Source organism: Paraburkholderia sp. SARCC-3016, from assembly GCF_031119615.1.
GTDB lineage: Bacteria > Pseudomonadota > Gammaproteobacteria > Burkholderiales > Burkholderiaceae > Paraburkholderia.
In genome coordinates this window covers 60,521-79,692 of the sequence record NZ_JAVHZD010000001.1, presented here as the reverse complement: position 1 = coordinate 79,692, position 19,172 = coordinate 60,521, and the positions used below count along the sequence as shown (strand labels likewise).

Sequence of the window (19,172 nt, the reverse complement as noted above, 5' to 3'; positions counted from 1 at the left end):
CGAAGGACTCGTCGTTTACACGTTAGAAAAGATGCCGTAAGCCCGCCATCAGCCCGACCTGCGTCCCCTTCTGCGCGAGCCCGACGCCATTGACCCCCTGCAGCTGCGCACCGATCAGATCGCCGCGATATAGCGCGTAGTCCGCTTCGACATAGACGTCGGTGCGCTTCGAAAGGTTATAGTCGGCGACGAACTGATACTGCCAGGCCGAGCCGTCCTGTGCGGCAGTCTTGCCGTCCTGCAGCGTGCGCCAGACATTGACTGCGAGATGCCACGCGTCGCCGAGCGCCTGCGTGATGCCGCCGAGGATCATCCGGCGCCGCGAGAAATCGGTGTATTTGAGCGCGGCGAGCACGGGCGCTGTAAACGGCCCGTTAGCGAAGTTCGAGAAATCCGGATCGTTGCGATTGACGATATAACCGAGCGCAAACCGCGTGCCGTCCCACAGATACGAAGCGCCGAAGGTCCACGCCTTCGCGGTACTGCCGTTCACCGAATCGCGCGTTTGCTCGTAGGCGCCGCCCAGATTGAGCGGCCCGCCCTTCGGCGCATAAGCTGCCGCCGCGCCGAATTGCGAACCATAGGAGGCATGCCCCGCGACGCCGCCGAACGCATAGGCTGCCGCGAACATGACGCCATCCATGCGTGCCTGATACTGCACCTGATTGCTTGTCCAGATCCCGCCCGACATCGTGACTTCCGGCTGGAAGCTGAAGTTGTAAGGGATCCATGGGTTGCTGCCGTAGCCGCCAATCGTGATGCCTTCGATCAGCACGTCGGGCTGCCGCCCGAAGATGAGCCGTCCATACGAAGACGATTGCACGCCGACCTGCGCTTCGTTGATGAACGGCAGCGTCGTATCGCTCTGCCCGGTATTGATATAGAAGCGGTTTTCGAGCCGGAAGAACGCCGACCAGCCGCCGCCCAGCGCCTCGGTACCGCGCAGCCCCCAGCGGCTCTCGCTGATGCCGCCGTTGCCGAGGCCGATTGTCGAATCGCCGGCCTTGTTCGTGTGCGTCATATAGCGGACGCTTTCGTCGACGATGCCATATAGCGTGACGCTCGATTGCGCGTGCGACGGCGGCGCCGCAAACGCGTACGCGAGTAAGGCAAGCGCCAGCCGTGCGGCGGACGGCAGGACGAGATATGTCCCCCTGCTGGCCTTCACCATGCCGTCTCCTTGTATGGCGCGTCGGTCGGAACGCGCACATGCGGCCTGAACCGGTTACGAACGGCGGAGAAACGTCAAAGCAGACTACGGAGTCCGCAGCATGATGCCTGAGAGAAGGGGGAATGTGCGAAAAATGTAGATCGCGCGACTTCGCGTCAGTTGGAGCGAGCCGCGCGCCACGCGGCGATCACCACTGGAAGCCCGCGCCCGCCACCACACCGACGTTGCCGTTGGTGCTCGTATTGCCCGACAGCTTCACGACGAAGCGGTTGTTCTGCGTCACATAGGACGCGCCGAACGCGGCACCGGACTGGCCGCCGTAGCGCGCGCCGGCGACGGCGACCATCGCCTTGCCCGGCTGCGTCGGCTGCGGCAGGCCCGCCACCGCCATCGCGGCGGCCGTGCCCGCGTTGGCGCCTTTCGCGACGTCGTGGATCTGCCCTTGCAAACCGGCGATCTGCTGGTTCGAATTCGCGACCGCGGCGTTCAGTTGATTGACGTTCACCGCATCGGTGCCCTGCACGCCTGCCGCGACGTTGACGACTTGCCGTTCGCTGCCGGCCGCGCCGACCGATACGGTGTCCTCGCGGTTCGCCACCGCGTTCGCACCCAGCGCAACCGAATTGTTCGCCGCCGCATTTGCCTGCGAGCCGAGCGCCACCGAAGCCGCACCCGATGCCTGCGCACGGTCGCCGAGCGCGCTCGAATCGTTGCCGGTCGCGCTCGCGCCGCCGCCCGCCGCAAACGAATTCGAACCGCTCGCAGCAGCCGGTCCGCTGACCGTGCTCGACGCAATCACGGTCGAGCCGTTTGCATCATAGTTCTGCACCGCCTGGCCGAGCATCGCGAGCTGCTCGTTCGTCGCGTACAACTGCGCACCGGTGACCGCCTCGGTGCTCGTTGCGCTCAGTTGCGCATCCTGCAGATTCGACAGCGAGACGCGCGTCGCCGTGCCCGCTCCGCCGAGCGTGACATGGTCGTGAGCCGAGCTGTCGTACGCGATGATGTCCGCCGTATCGACTTGCGCCGCAGCATTGACGCCCGCCTTGAGCGCCGTGCCGCGCAGCAATCCATCGTTGCCGCCCGCGCTGGTCGGGCCGGGCAGCGCCGCCGCGATCGCCGCGTTCATCTGGCCCAGCGTCACCGCGTCGCTATAGTTCACCGCGTCCGCCACGTTGACGATCCGGCGCTTCGCCGTATTCGAGCCGACCGCGAACGTGTTGGCCTGATTCGCCGATGATCCCGCGCCGATCGCGATCGCATTGACCGCTGTCGCGCGCGCGTTCGCGCCGATAGCCAGCGCGTTGTCGCCGGTCGCCTGCGCGTAGCCGCCGATGGCGACCGCATTGTCGCCGGACGCGTTCGCATCGAGCGCCGTCGTGTCGCCGAACTTGATGTATTTGAGCTTCGTCGACATATCGGCGGCCGCTGCCGACGCGTCCGTGATCCGCTGGTCGAGCGCATCGACGGCACCGCCGACCCCGACGACCGTATCGCCGCCGACCGTATAACGCGGCATCGTGATGCTGCCGTCCGACACGACCATCGAGCCGCCGCCGAGCGCGGCTGCAATGCTGCTTGCGGAACCGTAGAGCTGCGCGCCGTTGATCGCGTCCTTGCTGCCGGGGTTGATCGCGCCTGCCGTCACATTCGTGATCGTCGTGCCGTTCGTGCCTCCCGCGAGCGTCACCTTGCCGCGGGTCAGGTCGTCGTAGGCAACGAACGCGTTGGTCGGATTGCCCGATGTATCGACGCTCATGCCGGCCGCCTTCAGCTGGCCGACGTTGACCGCGTCGGTATCGTTGATGCCGGCGGACATATTGGTGAGCCGCCGGGTCAGCGTGCCGGTCAGATTCTGGTTCAGCAAGGCCGTGTCCGACGTATTGCCGTCGCCGCTGTCGCCATAGGTGCCTTTCAGCGGATTGTCGCCGACACGGCCGAGCGACACCGTGTTCGCTTCCGTTGCGACCGAGCCGGTGCCGAGCGCGACGCTGTTGCGCGCGCCGCTCGCGACATACGCGGCTGCGCCGACCGCACTGCCGAAATACGCGTAGTTCTGCGTGCTGAAGCCGAAGCCCGTCGCAAAACTCACGTTGGCCGGCACATAGCCGTACGAGCCGACCACGGTCTCGGCCAGATTATGCGGCGCATCCTTCACCCCGGCATTCGCGAAGCAGCCACCGACGACCGACCATGTGCCGCTGCCGGCATTCGTTGTCGTGCAGCTCTGCCCTGTTGCCTTGTCGGTATCGTTGATCGTAATCGCGCTTGCGAACGAGAGGCTCGCGGCAGTCAGGCCAGCGGTTCCGAGCGCGATTGCGGCGACGCCGGTCGCGACGCCTGCGCGCCTCGCGGGTTGGCGCAGCCAACTATCGAAGTTTTCGCGCACGGCAGTGCGAATCGGCGTCACGGCATTCCGTATAGATCGGCGGTTCCTATTCATTTTCTTATCCTAAATAAATTGAGCGAACGCGCTGAAGTATAGAAACGCATGGACTCGCGCCCTTATAGGACCAGTCCGAAAAACATCAACGTCAGCTTACTTTCGAGTGCAACGCAGACAGGATAAAAAGATGAACGACGAGGCGATTTCGCTTAACCGCGCGAAGCCGATACTGCCTGAGCGACGCGCACGTATTCGTCGACCGGCACGTCTTCGGCACGCCGTGCGAGATCGAAACCGAGCGCCTCGAAATCGACCGCGTCGCGATACGCGGACAACGTATTGCGCAACATCTTGCGCCGTTGAGAGAACGCCGCCGTCACGACTTCGCCGAGCGTCGTTTCATCGACGTCGGGCAATTCGTGCGGTGCGTAGGGGATCATCCGCACGATCGCCGAATCGACTTTCGGCGGAGGCTGAAACGACTCGGGCGGCACATCGAGCAGCTTGTCGATCACATACCGGTATTGCAGCATCACCGACAGGCGGCCAAACGCCTTGCTGCCCGGCTCGGCCACCATGCGTTCGACCACTTCGTCCTGCAGCATGAAGTGCTGGTCGATCACGTCGCGTGCGAACGCAGTGAGATGAAACAGCAGCGGGCTCGAGATGTTGTACGGCAGATTGCCGACAATGCGCAGCGACGGCTTGCGATCGCTGGCATCGCTTGCCGCGCCGGTTTGCGTATCGGCCGCGGCGAGCGTGCTGAAATCGAATGCCAGCGCATCGCCCTCGTGCAGCTGAAGGCGGTCGCCGAATTTTTCCTTGAGCCGCGCGATCAGATCGCGGTCGAGCTCGACCGCATGCAACGGCGATTCGGGCGTCGCGAGCCGTTCGATCAGCGGCTCGGTCAATGCGCCGAGGCCCGGGCCGATTTCGACCATCCGCTCGCCGCGCTGCGGGCGAATCAGATCGACGATCGAATCGATGATGCCGGGATCGACGAGAAAGTTTTGCCCGAACCGCTTGCGCGCGAAATGGCCCTGATGTTGCCGGCTGGGGTGCGGTCTCGTCGATGACATCGAAATCGGAATAGAAAAAGGTGCAGCGGGAAAATCAGGCGCCGCGCCGATGGCGCGCCATCGACACCGCGGTATCGATCGCGGCGATCAGGCTGCCGGCATCGGCGCGGCCGGTTCCGGCCAGATCGAGCGCGGTGCCGTGATCGACGGACGTGCGCACGATCGGCAGACCGAGCGTCACGTTGATGCCTTCGCCGAACGTCGCGTACTTCAGAACGGGCAGGCCCTGATCGTGGTACATCGCGAGCATGCAGTCGGCCTCGGTCAGATAGCGCGGCTGGAACAGCGTATCGGCCGGATACGGGCCGCGCGCGTCGATACCGAGCGCGTTCGCCTGCTTGAGCGCCGGTGCGATCACGTCGATTTCCTCGCGGCCCAGGTAGCCGTTTTCGCCCGCATGCGGATTGAGCCCGGTGACGAGAATGCGCGGCGCGGGCAAGCCGAAATGATGGCGCAAGTCGTGGCTGATGATACGCAGCGTGTCGACGATGCCGTCGACGGTGAGCGCCGCGGCAACGTCCTTCAGCGGCAGATGCGTCGTCGCAAGCGCGACGCGCAGCGGACGCTGGCCGGTGCCCGCGAGCATCATCACGACGTGCGGCGTATGCGTGCGTTCGGCCAGATACTCGGTGTGACCGGTAAACGGCACACCGGCATCGTTGATCGTGCTCTTTTGCAGCGGCGCGGTGACGATCGCATCGAACTTGCCGGCCACGGCGCCATCGATTGCGGTGTCGAGCAGCGCGAGCACATAGCGGCCGTTCGCCGCATCGAGCTTGCCGGCCCGCGACGGCGCGCCGAGCGCGTGGTGCAAGACCTCGATGCGCCGCCCTTGCAACGCATTCCAGTCGATGCCGACCGCCTGCGCGCGCCCGGCAACCAGCGCCGCGTCGCCGAGCACCGTGAAGTGCGCATCGGGCCAGTGCGCGCCCGCTGCCGCCAGCGCCTGCGCAGTCAGTTCAGGACCCACGCCTGCCGGCTCGCCGGTCGTGATCGCGATGTTCAGCGACTCGGACCGCGGCGGTGAGGATACAGCAGGCGAGGTGTCGGTCGTCATGGCTTCGGTTATTGCACGGGGTGCTTCGACGGGTTGCTTCGACGCGTTGCTTCGACGAATTATTGCAATGAGCTGCCAGGCGCGGTCTTGTAGTCGACGTACGCCGTGTCGCGCAGTTCGCGCAGCCAGTCCGCGTAGGCCTGCTCCGCCTTGCGTTGGCCGATTGCCTGGCGCGCAAGATCCATCTGCTGCGCGACCGAGCCTTCCGCTTCGCGGCGGCCCAGCACCTGGATCAGGTGATAACCGTATTCCGTGCGCACCGGATCGCTGATCTGGCCGTCCTGCAGGTTGTTCATCGCGCGCTCGAATTCAGGCACCGTCTCGCCGGGGCTCACCCAGCCGAGGTCGCCGCCTTGCGATGCCGAGCCGTCCTGCGAATAGGTCCGCGCAAATTTGTCGAAGTCGCCGCCGTCCTGGATTTCCTTCTTGATCTCGAGCAGCTTCTCGCGTGCCTGCGGTTCCGACTGCCCGTCGCCGACACGCAGCAGAATGTGCCGCACGTGCGTTTGCACGAGCCGTGCCGAATCGCCGCTCACAGTCTGCCCGCCGGAACGGCGGTCGACGAGGCGCACGATTTCGAAGCCGTCGCTGGTGCGAATGACCGACGGGTTGACCTGGCCCGCACGCAGCGTCGACGCCGCCGTGACGAATTCGGGCGGCAGCTTCGACGGCTGCAAAAAGCCCATGTCGCCGCCCTTGCTCGCGTCCGTTGCCTGCGAGTTCGACTTTGCAAGCTTTTCGAAATCATTGCCGCTGCCGCTCATTGCCTGCTTCAGCAGATCGTCAGCTTTCTTCTGCGCGGCTTCGATATCGGTTTGCGGCGCATTGAGCGGCGCCTTCAGGAAGATATGCTCGAAGCGCAGATCGCTCGTGCTGCCCGCGCTCGGTCCGCGCTGGCTGGCAATGTAGTTCGCGACTTCGGCGTCCGACACCGTGACCTTGCTGTCCACTTCCTTCTCGCGCAGCCGCTGCAGGATCAGCTCGGTCTTCGCGTCGCCGCTGAACGTCGTCCAGGGCACGCCTTCGGCCTCGATGCGCGAGCGGTACACGGCGAGCGTCATGTTGTTCGCCTGCGCGAGACGCTCGAGCGTGCGCTGCACGGTGGCGTCGTCGACGGTAATGTTGTCCTCGCGCGCCTTCTGCAACTGGATGCGTTCGAGCACCATCTGGTTCAGCACCTGCTGGCGCAGCTGATCCGCGGGCGGAATCGGCGCGTTTTGCTGGTTCAGACGGCGCGTGATGAGACCGATGCGCTCGTCGAGTTCGCGCTGCGTAATCACGCCATTGTTGACCACGGCAGCGATCGTATCGACCGTCTGCCCGCTGCCGTTATCGAGCGCCTGCGCGTGCGCGGGTCCCGCGAGCATAAAGAACACGGCAGCCGCGAACCCGGTCGCGAACGATGCCGAACGAAGCTTTTTCATGATTCCCACAGATACTCCAAATGATGTCGGGCCTGGGTGCCGCGGGCATTCTCCGCCCATGACATGACCGCCCGTATCGTCGTATTTTATAAGCGCGCACAACCGGTCATTCAAAATTGTTGAACCGCGATTCGGGCGGCGGTGGCGGCGGCGGCGGCGAATAGCCGGCGACGCTCGAACGGAACGCGGCCACGAGGCCGTTGTCGACGGCCGACAGGCCCTTCAACGTCAACTGCGCGAGGACACGCGTCGCGGAAGTTGCCAGGCCTTGCGTGTTGACCCCGTTCGCGTACTTCTGCACACCGACGCCAAGCGTCCAGCAATCGGCGTCGTACTGCATGCCGAGGAGGCCGTCGACGAGCCGGTGGCCTTGCAAGTCGTAATTGACGCGGCCCACCGCGAACACGCGGTGCGTCAGCGGCCATTGCCCTGAGATCAGGATCTGGTTGATCGGCTGGTTCTCGAGCGTCGTGTTCGCGCGCGTGTAACGATAACCGAGGTTGATGACCTTGCCCGTTTCGGGACTGAACCCGAAACCGATGCTCGACTTCACCAGCTGATTGTTGTCGGCATTATATTGGAACGCCGTTTCCTGGGCGAAACCATAGCCGAGCTTGAACGACGCGCCGGCGATCAGATCGGAATGGCGTGCCGTCGTTTCCGACTGACCCGGCAGCAGCGTGACGCGCTGATCGGTGAAGTAGTACTGCTGCGCGATCACGAAACGCGCGCGCTCGTCGCCGGTCGCCGCGTTGATGAAACGCGTCGTCAGCGCGGCCGTTACGCGGTTCGCGTCGGCGATACGGTCTTCGCCGACAAACGTGTTCGGCTGGAAAATTTCGGCAAGGCCGAAGTCCGAATCGGCGGTGTCGAACAGCGGCGCGTCGTTCTGATTGCGAAACGGCGTGTAGACGTAGTACAGCCGCGGCTCGAGCGTCTGGATATAGTCCGTGCCGAAGATGCGCACCGACCGGTCGAAGACGAGCCCCGTATCGAACGAGAACGTCGGAATCGATTCGGTGAAGTTCTTAGGCTGCCCCGCGACCGAATTCGTGCCGAGATTGCTCAGGTTGTACGACGCGAAGTGCCATTGCACCTTCGGCGTGACGAAGTAGCCGGGGCCGACCACCGAGTACGCGAGGTACGGATCGAAGACGACACGGTCGCCCTCGGTCATGTTGTCGGCCGTGATGCGGAAGCGCGAGTAGTCGGCCGTCGCGCCGTAGTCGAAGCCGCCTACGTTGTACTTCGAGTACGTCACGCGCAGCTCGGGCTCGCGGCCGTACGGCGGAATCGAGCCCTGCAGCGTCTGCCAGTGCTGTTCGCGCGCGAGCACGGACCACGGACCGTTGTTGTACGTGAGGCCGGCTTCCTGCTGATACAGCAGCTGCGTGCCGTTGAGGAACTGGCTCGTCGACGACGCCAGATCTTCCGGATACGTGTTGTCCGATACCTTGTTGTAGTAGACGTAGCCGCCGAACCCGTTGCCGAAGTTCTGGTTGTGCTGGATGTACAGCGCGTAGCGGTTCGTCTTCGTGATCGCGTCGTCGGGCAGGAACTGGCCCGTGAACGACCCGCTATACGTGGGCGACAGGTACCGGTAGTTGACGTCGGTCAACACGCCGCGCCGCGAGATGATCCGCGGCGTGATCGTCAGGTCGCGGTTCGGTGCGATATTGAAGTAGTACGGCAGCGACAGCTCGAAGCCGTTGTTCGAACTGACCGAGAACGTCGGCGGCAGCAGGCCGCTCCTGCGATCGCCCGACAACGGGAACGACATCCACGGGCTCGCGAAGATCGGCACGCCCTGGAAGAACAGCACGCCGTTGTGCGCGACGCCTTCGTCGGCGCCGGTATCGAAGTCGAACTCGCTGCCCTTGATGTACCACGCAGGGTCGCTCTCGCACTGGCAGGCCGTATACGTGGCGTGCGAAAACACCGAGCGCTCGTTATCGAGCAGATCGACGCGCTCCGCGCTGCCCGAACCGCCCGTCATCGAGAAGTGATACTTCGGCGCGGTCATGAAACCTTCATTCGACTCGACTTTCAGGTGCGCTTCGGGCCCGACGAACAGCGCGCCATTGCCGGAGATACGCACATGGCCGTACGCGTCGGCCATGTCGGTATCCTGATCGTAATGCAGCGCGTCTCCCTTGATGACCGAGGTGGCCTGACGCACTTCGGCCGAACCTTTCGCCGCCATGTCGCGATCGGCGGTGCCGGTGGTCGCATCGCCGAGCACGAAGGTCGCGGCGCGCTGGCCGGTCGGCACGGTATGGTCTTCGAGCTGCGGGGCCAGCCGCAGGTCCCACGGCGAGTTCTCGAGCGGCTGCGCCTGCGCCGCTTCACCCACGAGCTGGGCGTGCGAAAGCGCAGGAAAGAGACCGGGCACGGCAACGAGTGCCGCGACGAGCCGCCTTGTGCGCGGCAAGCCGTCGCAAGAAGATGGGTAAGGGAAAAGCTTTCTAGGCGGCATGTATTCGTTTGGCGAATCGGCCCCACCACAGCTCATGCAGTCACAGTTACCGCCTGCACGAGCGACTCCGGTGACCGATGGAGTGCGTTGCGCAAATTGTTCGATCTATTCCAGCGGTGAGGCGGGCGGTCAAACGAGTTATGCGAAGGCTGGCGCGAGCCGCGTCAAAAAAGTCGTGGGGTATTATATGGCAAGACGTTCTTTATCCCGTTTTCAGCCCCGATTTTCATGACGCCGAGCTCCGCTCCCGCCTCCGCTTCCACCGGCAACACCGCTTCCGACCGCCTCGAGCTGTTGACCGCCTGGCTTCGCAGCCACGCCGACCGTTACGGTCTCGATCTCGCCACGCTCGCTCCCGCTTCCGCCGATGCGAGCTTTCGCCGCTATTTCCGGCTCGCTGCGAGCGTCGTGGCGAATGCGTCGGGCGTGGGCGCTGCAGGTGCGCGAGCGGCCGCGGGCGCGCCGTCGGTGGCGAATTCGTCCGCTGCCGCGACGACGCTCATCGCCGTCGACGCCCCGCCGCCCGAGAAGTGCCGCGAGTTCGTGCAGGTGGCGCAATTGCTCGAGGGGGCCGGCGTGCACGTGCCGCGCGTGCTCGAGGTCGATTTCGACGCGGGGTTCATGCTCGTCACGGACCTCGGCACCGAGCCGTATCTGACGGCACTCAACGAAGGCAACGCGCGCCGCCTCATGCGCGACGCGCTCGATGCGCTGATTCGCTGGCAGCTCAGTTCGCGCGAGGGCGTACTGCCGCCATTCGACGAAGCGTTCATGCGCCGCGAAATGGAGCTGATGCCCGAATGGTTCATCACGCGCCATCTGGGCCGCGAAGTGGACGCCGCCACGCGCGGCATGCTCGATCGCACCTTCGGGCTGCTCGTTGCGAGCGCAAGTGCGCAACCGCATGTGTACATGCTGCGCGATTTCATGCCGCGCAATCTGATGATCGCGAGCCCGAACCCCGGCGTGCTCGATTTCCAGGACGCGGTGTACGGGCCGATCACATACGACGTCGCGTCATTGCTGCGCGACGCGTTCCTGAGCTGGGACGAGGCCTTCGAGCTCGACTGCTTCGCGTACTACTGGGAGCAAGCGAAGAAAGCGGGCCTGCCCGTCGACGCGGACTTCGGCGAGTTCTACCGGCAGCTCGAATGGATGGGGCTGCAGCGGCATATCAAGGTGCTCGGCCTGTTCTGCCGGATCAACTACCGCGACAGCAAACCGCATTATCTGCAAGACCTGCCGCGCTTTATCGGCTATGCACGCAAGGTCGCGCAGCGCTACGCGCCGCTCGCGCCGTTCGCGAAACTGCTCGACGACCTCGAAGGGCGCGCAAACGAAGTCGGCTACACGTTTTGAACGAACCGATGACGACACCGGCCAGCAAACCGACGTTGACGACGGCGATGATCTTCGCGGCAGGCCGCGGCGAACGGATGCGGCCGTTGACGGACACCTGCCCGAAGCCGCTGCTCGAAGCAGGCGGCAAGCCGTTGATCGTCTGGCAGATCGAACGGCTCGCGGCCGCAGGCCTGCGCACGATCGTGATCAATCATGCGTGGCTTGGCGAGCGCATCGAAGCGGCGCTCGGCGACGGCTCGCGCTGGGGTGTGCAATTGCGCTATTCGGCCGAAGGCGAGGCGCTCGAAACGGCCGGTGGCATCGCGCAGGCATTGCCCCTGCTCGAACACGCGGGCCGGGCGGAAGTTTTCGTCGGCGTGGCCGGCGACGTCTACGCGGATTTCGACTACGCGAGGTTGCACGCGCACGCCGCGCGACTCGCGAAACGGCCCGAGCCCGGCATGCATCTCGTGATGGTGCCGAACCCGGCGTTTCATCCGCAAGGCGATTTCGTATTGCGTGACGCAGCGCTGTCGCTCGATGGCGCGCCGCGCGTCACGTTCGGCAGCATCGCGTTGTACGACACGCGGATGTTCGGCGATCTGCCGCGCGGCACGCGGCGCGCGCTTACGCCCTACTATCGCGAGACGATTGCGCAAGGCCGCGCAAGCGGCGAGCTCTATGTAGGGCGCTGGGAGAATGTCGGCACGCCGGCACAGCTGCAGGCGCTCGATCGCGCATTGCGGGCTAGCGGTGCTGCGGGTGCGGCAGGTGCAGGCGGCGTGGCCGGCGCGGGCGCGCACTGAATAGCGCGCATCACCGCGCGACGCGGACCTCGTTCAGGCGCTCGCCTGCATCGGCGGCATCCGCATCTGCATCGGCGGCGGTATCCGCAGCATCTTCCGCATCGAGTTCTTGCACCTGTTCCGCGCGCTGCTGCTGCAGCGCCCACATCTGCGCAAAGAGCCCGCCCATCCGGATCAGTTCCGCATAGGTGCCGCGCTCGACGATGCGCCCGCGGTCCATCACGATGATCTGCTGCGCGTGCACGACCGTCGACAGCCGGTGGGCGATGATCAGCGTGGTCCGCTCGCGCGCGATCTGGTCGAGTTCGTGCTGGATCGCACGCTCGGAGCGCGAATCGAGCGCCGACGTCGCTTCGTCGAACAGCAGGATCGGCGGGTTCTTCAGCAGCGTGCGCGCAATCGCGACGCGCTGCTTCTCGCCGCCCGACAGCTTGAGCCCGCGTTCGCCGACCGGCGTGTCGTAGCCGCGCGGCAGGCTCTCGATGAATTCGTGGATATGCGCCGCACGCGCCGCGGCGATCACTTCGTCGCGGTTCGCCTCCGGCCGGCCGTACGCGATGTTGTAGTAGATCGTGTCGTTGAAGAGCACGGTGTCCTGCGGCACGATGCCGATCGCCGCGCGCAGCGAATCCTGCGTGACGTCGCGAATATCCTGGCCGTCGATCGTGATCGAGCCGCCGTGCGCACGGTCGAGATCGTAGAAGCGGAACAGCAGCCGCGCGAGCGTCGATTTGCCCGAGCCGCTATGGCCGACCACGGCCGTCGTCGTGCCGGCCGGAATCGTGAAGCTCACGTCGTGCAGAATCGGCCGCGCGGCCTCGTAGCCGAAATTCACGCCGCTGAAGCGCACTTCCGCGCCGCTCACCGCGAGCGCCGGCGCCCGCGGCACATCGGCCACTTCGCGCGGCGCGCCGAGCAGCGTGAACATGCGGTCCATATCGGTCAGGCTCTGCTTCAGCTCGCGGTACACGACACCGAGAAAGTTCAGCGGGATGTACAGCTGCAGCATGAACGTGTTGATCAGCACGAGGTCGCCGAGCGTGAGCCGTCCTGCCATCACGCCTTGCGTCGCGCGCCACAGTATGAAGACGAGCCCGGTGCCGATAATGGCCTGCTGCCCGAAATTGAGCGCGGACAGCGAATTCTGCGACCGGATCGCGGCCGCGCGATAGTGCTTCAGGTTTTCGTCGTAGCGCCGTGCTTCCCACTCCTCGTTGCCGAAATACTTGACGGTCTCGAAGTTCAGCAGCGAGTCGATGGCCCGCGAATTCGCACGCGAATCGAGCTCGTTCATCGTGCGTCGCAGGTGCGTGCGCCACTCGGTCACCTTGACCGTGTACGTGACGTAGGCCGCCAGCGCGATCAACGTGACGATCGCGTAGTACGCCTCGTACTTCACCACGAAGAATCCGAGCACGAGACCGACTTCGACGAGCGTCGGCAGGATGCTGTACAGAGAATATGAAATGAGCTGGGTAATGCCGCGCGTGCCGCGTTCGATATCGCGCGACATGCCGCCCGTCTGCCGCTCGAGGTGGAATCGCAGCGACAGCGCATGCAGATGGCGGAACACCTTGAGCGCGAGCTGCCGCACCGCGCTTTCGGTGACCTTCGAAAAGAGGATTTCGCGCAGCTCGGTGAAGAGCGATGTGGAGAGCCGCACCACCGCATACGCAACGACCAGCAACCCCACGCCGCTTAGCAGCACGACGCCCGGCGCGTGATCGGCGCGCCCGAGCGCGGTCAGATGCTGAACCGACGCGAGGCTGTCGACGATGCGCTTCATCACGATCGGCACGCCGAGGTTCGCGACCTTGGCGCCGATCAGACAGCTGAGCGCGAACGCCACGCGCCATTTGTAGGTGGCGAGATAAGGCAGCAGCGACACGATCGTCTGCCAGTCGTTGCGCGGCTGGTTCGAGATCGGCGCGGGTTCTCGGAGTGGGGCGAGACGGCGCATCGTTTTATGGGGGAAAACTGCTTGCGCGGCACGCCTGACCCGAGCGTGCGCTTTCCCGTACAATTCGTGATCCCGTATTGTCGCAGAAGCCGGCTTGCCTCGCTGCGCGTGGATTCCCGATGCCGGCTCGCTTTTCGATGGATTCCCGATGACCGAACCGAACCAGCTCCCGCAGAAGTCGTGTGCATTGCGCGTGATGCCGCAGCCCTCCGACGCGAACATCCACGGCGACGTGTTCGGCGGCTGGATCATGGCGCAGGTCGACCTCGCCGGCTCGATTCCAGCGGGCCGGCGCGCGAATGGCCGCGTCGCGACCGTCGCGGTCAACTCGTTCGTGTTCAAACAACCCGTGTTCGTCGGCGATCTGCTCAGTTTTTACGCTGACATCGTGAAGACCGGCAACACATCGGTCACGATCGAGGTCGAGGTCTACGCGCAGCGGATGAGCATGGCGCAGGAAGTGGTGAAGGTCACCGAAGCGACCCTCACCTATGTGGCGACCGACAGCGACCGCCGTCCGCGCGCGTTGCCGCCGCTCGAGTAGCGCGCCGTAGCCCGCCACAACGCGCTCCAATCCACAACGCGCCACAACGCGCTGCTCGATCAGTGCCTAGACGGCGTTCACGGGCGCCGCGCCCGCGCCCTGCTGCAGCATGCCCGGAATCGCATCGCGCGGCAGCGGCTTCGCGAAGAAGAAGCCCTGCATCTCGTCGCACGCGCGCTCCTTGAGGAAATCGAGCTGCGCGGACGTCTCGACGCCTTCCGCGATCACCTGCATCTTCAGCGAATGCGCGAGCGCGATGATCGCCGACGTGATCGTCTCGTCGTCGTTCGACACGCCGATGTCCGACACGAACGAGCGGTCGATCTTCAGCCGGTCGACCGGGAAGCGCTTCAGGTAGCTCAGGCTCGAATAGCCGGTGCCGAAGTCGTCAATGGCAAGACCGATGCCGAGCGCGTGCAGTTCGTTCAGCATCGTCACCGCTTCCTCGGCGTTGCGCATGATCGTGCTCTCGGTCAGCTCGAGTTCGAGGTATTGCGGCTCGAGCCCGGTTTCCGCAAGCACCTGCTTGACGAGCTTCGCGACGTTGCGCTGCTGGAAGTGTCGCGCGGACAGATTCACCGACACGCGCGCGGGCGGCAGGCCTTCGTCCTGCCACGCCTTGTTCTGCCGGCACGCTTCGCGCAGCACCCACTCCGACAACGGCCCGATCAGACCGCTTTCTTCCGCGACCGGAATGAACGACGACGGCGGCACGAGGCCGACTTCCGGATCGCGCCAGCGTACGAGCGCCTCGACGCCGACGATCTGCCCGCTATTGATATCGACCTGCGGCTGGTAGTGCAGCAGGAATTCGTTGTCGCGCAGCGCGCGGCGCAACCGGCGCTCGAGGTTCATCCGCGCGCCTGCGCTGGCGTTCATCTCGGGCTGGTAGAACTGGAACGTGTTGCGGCCCATGTCCTTCGCGCGGTACATCGCGAGATCGGCCTTCTTCATCAGCGTTTCGGCATCCTCGCCGTCCTGCGGGAAGAGGCTCGCGCCCATGCTGCAGCCCACATAGAGCTCGGTGCCGTCGAGCCACACGGGCTCCGAGATGCTCGCGCGCACGCGCTCCATCCACGCGATCAGCGACTGTTCGTCGGACGTGTCGGACAGCACGACGACGAACTCGTCGCCGCCATGCCGCGCGACGGTATCGGTGGCGCGCGCACAGCGCGCGAGCCGGTCCGCGACCACGGCAAGCAGCCGGTCGCCGACGCTGTGCCCGAGGCTATCGTTGACGTTCTTGAAGCCGTCGAGATCGATAAACACGACGGCCACGCCGTTCTGATGCCGTTGCGCGACGACCAGTGCATGCTGGAGCCGGTCGCGCAGCAGGTTGCGGTTCGGCAGGCGCGTCAGGCCGTCGTAGTTCGCCTGATATTCGAGCTGCTCCTGGTAGCGGATCAGCGCGGTCACATCGTTGATCACGCCGATATGGTGCGTCGTTTCACCGTCGGGGTTCGGCACCGGCGCGACATACAGCTGATTCCAGAACAGCGCGCCGTCCTTACGATAATTGCGCAGCACCGCGCTGACCTCGCGGTTCGCGGCGAGCGCCTGGCGAATCGCCGCGATGCCGTCCTGGTCGCGATCGTCGCGCTGCAGAAGCCGGCAATCCTGGCCGATCACTTCGGCCGGGTCATAGCCGGTGATGCGCTTGAACGCCGGATTCACGTACTCGATCACATTGCCGCCTTCGGCCGGCCCCGTGATCAGAATCGCGTTCACGCTCGCATCGAGTGCGCGGCTTTGCAGCCGCAACGCCAGATCGGCCCGCTTGCGCTGCGTGATGTCGGTGTACGAGCCGAGCACGCCGATCACGCGGCCGTCGCTGTCGGTGAACGGCAACTTGCTCGTGATCGTCGTGCGGAATTCGCCGTCGACGATCATATCGAACTCGTAGTTCATCTTCGGCACGCCCGATTCCACGACTTCGGCGTCGTGCCGGCGCACGTCGTCGGCGAAGTCGCGCCACGGCAAGTCGTCGTCGGTCTTGCCGACAACCTGCTCCGGGTAAGCGAGGCCTGCATCGCGCGCAAATGCCATGTTGCAGCCCAGATAGCGCGACTCGCGATCCTTCCAGAACACGCGCTGCGGGATGTTGTCGATCACGGTCTCGAGCATCTGGTTCGAGCGCAGCGCTTCGGCTTCCGCGTTGATCTGGTCGGTCACGTCGGCGGCGAGCACGAACATCGCCGAGCGGTTCATGAACGTGAGCGGGTGATACGAAATGTCCGCGTTGATGATCGAGCCGTCCTTGCGCCGGTGATGCCAGATGCCGGCCACCGTGCGGCCCGTGCGCGGCGCGGCTTCGCTGCGCTGCAGGTGCGATTCGAGGCGCGCAATCTCGCTCGGCGGACGGATCGCGCGGATCGTCATTTCGAGGAATTCTTCTTCCGAGAAGCCGTATTGATGAACCGCGGCCGCGTTCACCGCGAGAAAGCGCAGCGATTCGCGATCGAAAATATACATCGGCACCGGGTGCTCGTCGAACAGGCCGCGAAAACGCTCGTCATGACGTCGCAGCGCCCGTGCGACACGCAGCCGTTCGCGCTCCTTCGTTTCGCGCGAGCCGAACGTGTAGATCAGCAGCGCGCTGCCCGCCAGCATCGTGATGACGAGCAGCAGCGTCGCGCGCTGCGTGTCGCGCGTCGATTCCGCGAGCCTCGTCTCGAGCGCGACGTCTTCGCGCCGACGCAGCGCGGAGAGCCCCGACTCGAGCCGGTCGACGTCCGTGCCGAGCCGTGTGTAGGCGATGGCCGCCCATGCGCGCGAACCGGAATCGCCGCTGGCCGGCCCTTCGTTCTGCGCGCGGGACAGCGCAGTTGCGATGCTCTTTTTCAGCACGCCGCTGTCGGCGGCCAGCGTGCCGAACGTCGCGAGCATGGGAGGATCGTCGGCAAGTTGCGTACGCAGCGTCTCTTCGAGACGCGCCAACGAGGTGCTCATCCTGCTGGCCGCATCCGCCGGCACCGCCAGCCCGGCCGTCTGGTAGTGTCCGAGCAGCGCGAGGCTGTCTTCGATCTGCGCGCGATACGCATCGAGGTTCTGCCGGATGCCCGTCGAGCGGATCGTGCGCGCGTCGACGTCGCGTTGCGCGCAAATCTGCGTGTAGGCGATAAATGCGTTCGCGCCGACCGCCGCAGTAACGATCGCGAGATTGATCAGGAGCCGCTTCGATAGAATTGAATTCATGGGTTCCGAAGGTCGTTCGTCCTGCGGGCAGCGCGCGTCGGCCAATACCGATCGATCAGTTCTTGCGGACAGGCGGACGCTACGATACAGCACCCGGCACCGCGCACGATATAGCACCTTTCCGCGCCAACCCTTGGATAACGGCAACGCTCGGAACGGGTTGAGGGTGGAACAGCAAAAAAGCAGAAAAAACGCGACGAATTCAGCGCGCGAGGCCGAATTCCTTCATGGCGGGCACGAAATCGTGGTTCCCTTCCGGCTTGCGCGACAATTTGGTCAGCACATAGCGCTTGAACGGCTCGAGACGCGACCATTGCTCGGCGCTCGGCGCGGCAAGCTGTGCAACGTTTGCCTGATGCACGACGCCGGCAGGAACCGCACCGGTGTTGCGCCATGCCGGGGCGTCTTCGGGTGTGAACCACTCCGGTTCGACGTTCGCGTGGGTGCGCATCATTTCGAACAGCGCGTGGTCGAAATTCGGTTCGATGGCGGCGTCGTCTTCGATCGGAAAACGCGCGAGCAAGGCGCGGTCTTCGTGCGGCAGCATCTGCCATTGCGACAACGAAATGCGCAGCCCGAAACGGTCGAGGTTGAAGCGCACGCACATCGGTATGAAGGTCAGATTCTCCGAAGACTCGACTTCGAAGTCGAAGAGCAGAGGCGCTTCGTTCAGTCCCATGGCAGATCCTCGGATGTGGGGGCCGGAAGCGACGATGGCGGGTTGCGCAGCCAACGCCGGCTTGAGGTATTTTAGAACGTTATTGGCCGCAAGCCAGTTACAGGCCATGGTCAGGCCACATGCAGGCCACACGCAGGCCACGAGGAGCAGCGCTTGAATCCACTGGAAACCGCCGGGCAGCCCGGCACGATCGAGCAGCCGGTGCGCCGGCATCGCGGCGGCGAGATTGAAACCATCGACGACCATGTCGGCCAGGAGTGGCCGGTTGCACTCGTCTTCAACGGCATTTCGCACGCGGTCATGATGTGCACGCCGCGCGATCTCGAAGCATTCGCGGTCGGCTTTGCGGTATCCGAAGGGATTGTCGACCGCAACGCCGACATTCAGGACATCGAGGTCGAGTTGCATGAAAACGGCAACGCCGACAGCAGGTTGCCGTATGCGGAAGTGCAACTGACGGTCGTGCAGCAGGCCTTCGTCGCACTGAAGGAAAAGCGCCGCGCGCTGGCCGGCCGGTCCGGCTGCGGCGTCTGCGGAATCGAAAGCATCGACCTGCTCGACCTGCAGCCCGAACGCGTGCCCGATACCGGCTTTCTGCAGCGTCTTGCGCCCGACGCGATCGCGCGTGCGGCGCGCGAACTGCCCGCGCATCAGGCGTTGACGCGCCTGACCGGCGGACTCCACGCGGCCGCGTGGTGCGACGCAAGCGGCGCGATCCGTTATGCGTTCGAAGATGTCGGCCGTCACAACGCGCTCGATAAACTGATCGGCCAGCTCGTGCTCGACCGCGCCGATACGAAGGAGGGCTTCGTGTTCCTGTCGAGCCGCGCGAGCTACGAGCTCGTGCGCAAAGCCGCGCGTGTCGGCGTGCCGATGGTCGCGACGATCTCGGCGCCGTCGTCGCTCGCGATTTCGATTGCGCGCGAAGCGGGAATACGGCTTGTCAGCTTTTGCCGCGAGAACAGTTACGTCGACTACGACACCGTGTGACGGATCGTCGCGCCGGCGCAGCACAGCCGGTCCGGTGGCACGCTACGCGGCGCGGCGCGGCACG

At 64.8% G+C, this 19,172-nt stretch carries 13 protein-coding genes; 4 read left to right on the top strand and 9 right to left on the bottom strand.

The genetic code is table 11. The features are described 5' to 3' along the window. Positions 1 to 22: 22 nt before the first annotated feature. From QYH69_RS00325 to QYH69_RS00300, 6 genes are all read right to left on the bottom strand, one after another. Positions 23 to 1,171: a porin gene (locus tag QYH69_RS00325; protein WP_374992320.1), complete on the bottom strand. Its 1,149-nt coding sequence runs from the start codon at positions 1,169 to 1,171 to the stop codon at positions 23 to 25. Positions 1,172 to 1,358: 187 nt separating this feature from the next. After that, complete coding sequence (locus QYH69_RS00320; protein ID WP_308829958.1) at positions 1,359 to 3,581, bottom strand: YadA-like family protein; 2,223 nt, start codon at positions 3,579 to 3,581, stop codon at positions 1,359 to 1,361. Between the two features lie 185 nt (positions 3,582 to 3,766). After that, complete coding sequence (gene rsmA / locus QYH69_RS00315; protein WP_308829957.1) at positions 3,767 to 4,636, bottom strand: 16S rRNA (adenine(1518)-N(6)/adenine(1519)-N(6))-dimethyltransferase RsmA; 870 nt, start codon at positions 4,634 to 4,636, stop codon at positions 3,767 to 3,769. A gap of 34 nt (positions 4,637 to 4,670) precedes the next feature. Next, complete coding sequence (gene pdxA / locus QYH69_RS00310; protein WP_308829956.1) at positions 4,671 to 5,693, bottom strand: 4-hydroxythreonine-4-phosphate dehydrogenase PdxA; 1,023 nt, start codon at positions 5,691 to 5,693, stop codon at positions 4,671 to 4,673. 59 nt (positions 5,694 to 5,752) lie between these two features. Continuing rightward, a complete protein-coding gene (locus QYH69_RS00305) occupies positions 5,753 to 7,126 on the bottom strand; it encodes a peptidylprolyl isomerase (RefSeq protein ID WP_308829955.1) in 1,374 nt (457 codons plus the stop codon). A 97-nt stretch (positions 7,127 to 7,223) separates the two neighbouring features. Further along, positions 7,224 to 9,593 (bottom strand): LPS-assembly protein LptD, encoded by a 2,370-nt coding sequence (locus tag QYH69_RS00300; RefSeq protein ID WP_308829954.1) that lies wholly within the window; start codon positions 9,591 to 9,593, stop codon positions 7,224 to 7,226. 228 nt (positions 9,594 to 9,821) lie between these two features. Here QYH69_RS00300 and QYH69_RS00295 point away from each other — a divergent pair, with 228 nt between their 5' ends. Further along, positions 9,822 to 10,952 (top strand): phosphotransferase, encoded by a 1,131-nt coding sequence (locus tag QYH69_RS00295; RefSeq protein ID WP_308829953.1) that lies wholly within the window; start codon positions 9,822 to 9,824, stop codon positions 10,950 to 10,952. Between the two features lie 8 nt (positions 10,953 to 10,960). Beyond that, the gene (gene murU, locus QYH69_RS00290) at positions 10,961 to 11,740 is read left to right on the top strand and encodes an N-acetylmuramate alpha-1-phosphate uridylyltransferase MurU (protein ID WP_308829952.1); all 780 of its coding nucleotides are present in this window, start codon (positions 10,961 to 10,963) and stop codon (positions 11,738 to 11,740) included. 10 nt (positions 11,741 to 11,750) lie between these two features. Here murU and QYH69_RS00285 read toward each other — a convergent pair whose 3' ends face one another. Then, a complete protein-coding gene (locus tag QYH69_RS00285) occupies positions 11,751 to 13,700 on the bottom strand; it encodes an ABC transporter ATP-binding protein/permease (protein WP_308829951.1) in 1,950 nt (649 codons plus the stop codon). Between the two features lie 148 nt (positions 13,701 to 13,848). Between QYH69_RS00285 and QYH69_RS00280 the strand changes: the two genes are divergently transcribed. Beyond that, positions 13,849 to 14,244 carry an acyl-CoA thioesterase gene (locus QYH69_RS00280; protein WP_075155778.1) on the top strand — a complete coding sequence of 132 codons (396 nt, stop codon included), beginning with the start codon at positions 13,849 to 13,851 and terminating at the stop codon, positions 14,242 to 14,244. Between the two features lie 66 nt (positions 14,245 to 14,310). Here the strand turns inward: QYH69_RS00280 and QYH69_RS00275 are convergent, their stop codons facing one another. Together QYH69_RS00275 and QYH69_RS00270 are read right to left on the bottom strand one after the other, a co-directional pair. After that, a complete protein-coding gene (locus QYH69_RS00275; protein ID WP_308829950.1) occupies positions 14,311 to 17,439 on the bottom strand; it encodes an EAL domain-containing protein in 3,129 nt (1,042 codons plus the stop codon). Between the two features lie 202 nt (positions 17,440 to 17,641). Then, the gene (locus QYH69_RS00270) at positions 17,642 to 18,118 is read right to left on the bottom strand and encodes a nitrate reductase associated protein (protein ID WP_308829949.1); all 477 of its coding nucleotides are present in this window, start codon (positions 18,116 to 18,118) and stop codon (positions 17,642 to 17,644) included. Positions 18,119 to 18,271: 153 nt separating this feature from the next. Here QYH69_RS00270 and fdhD point away from each other — a divergent pair, with 153 nt between their 5' ends. Further along, complete coding sequence (gene fdhD, locus QYH69_RS00265; RefSeq protein WP_308829948.1) at positions 18,272 to 19,108, top strand: formate dehydrogenase accessory sulfurtransferase FdhD; 837 nt, start codon at positions 18,272 to 18,274, stop codon at positions 19,106 to 19,108. Positions 19,109 to 19,172 lie beyond the last annotated feature (64 nt).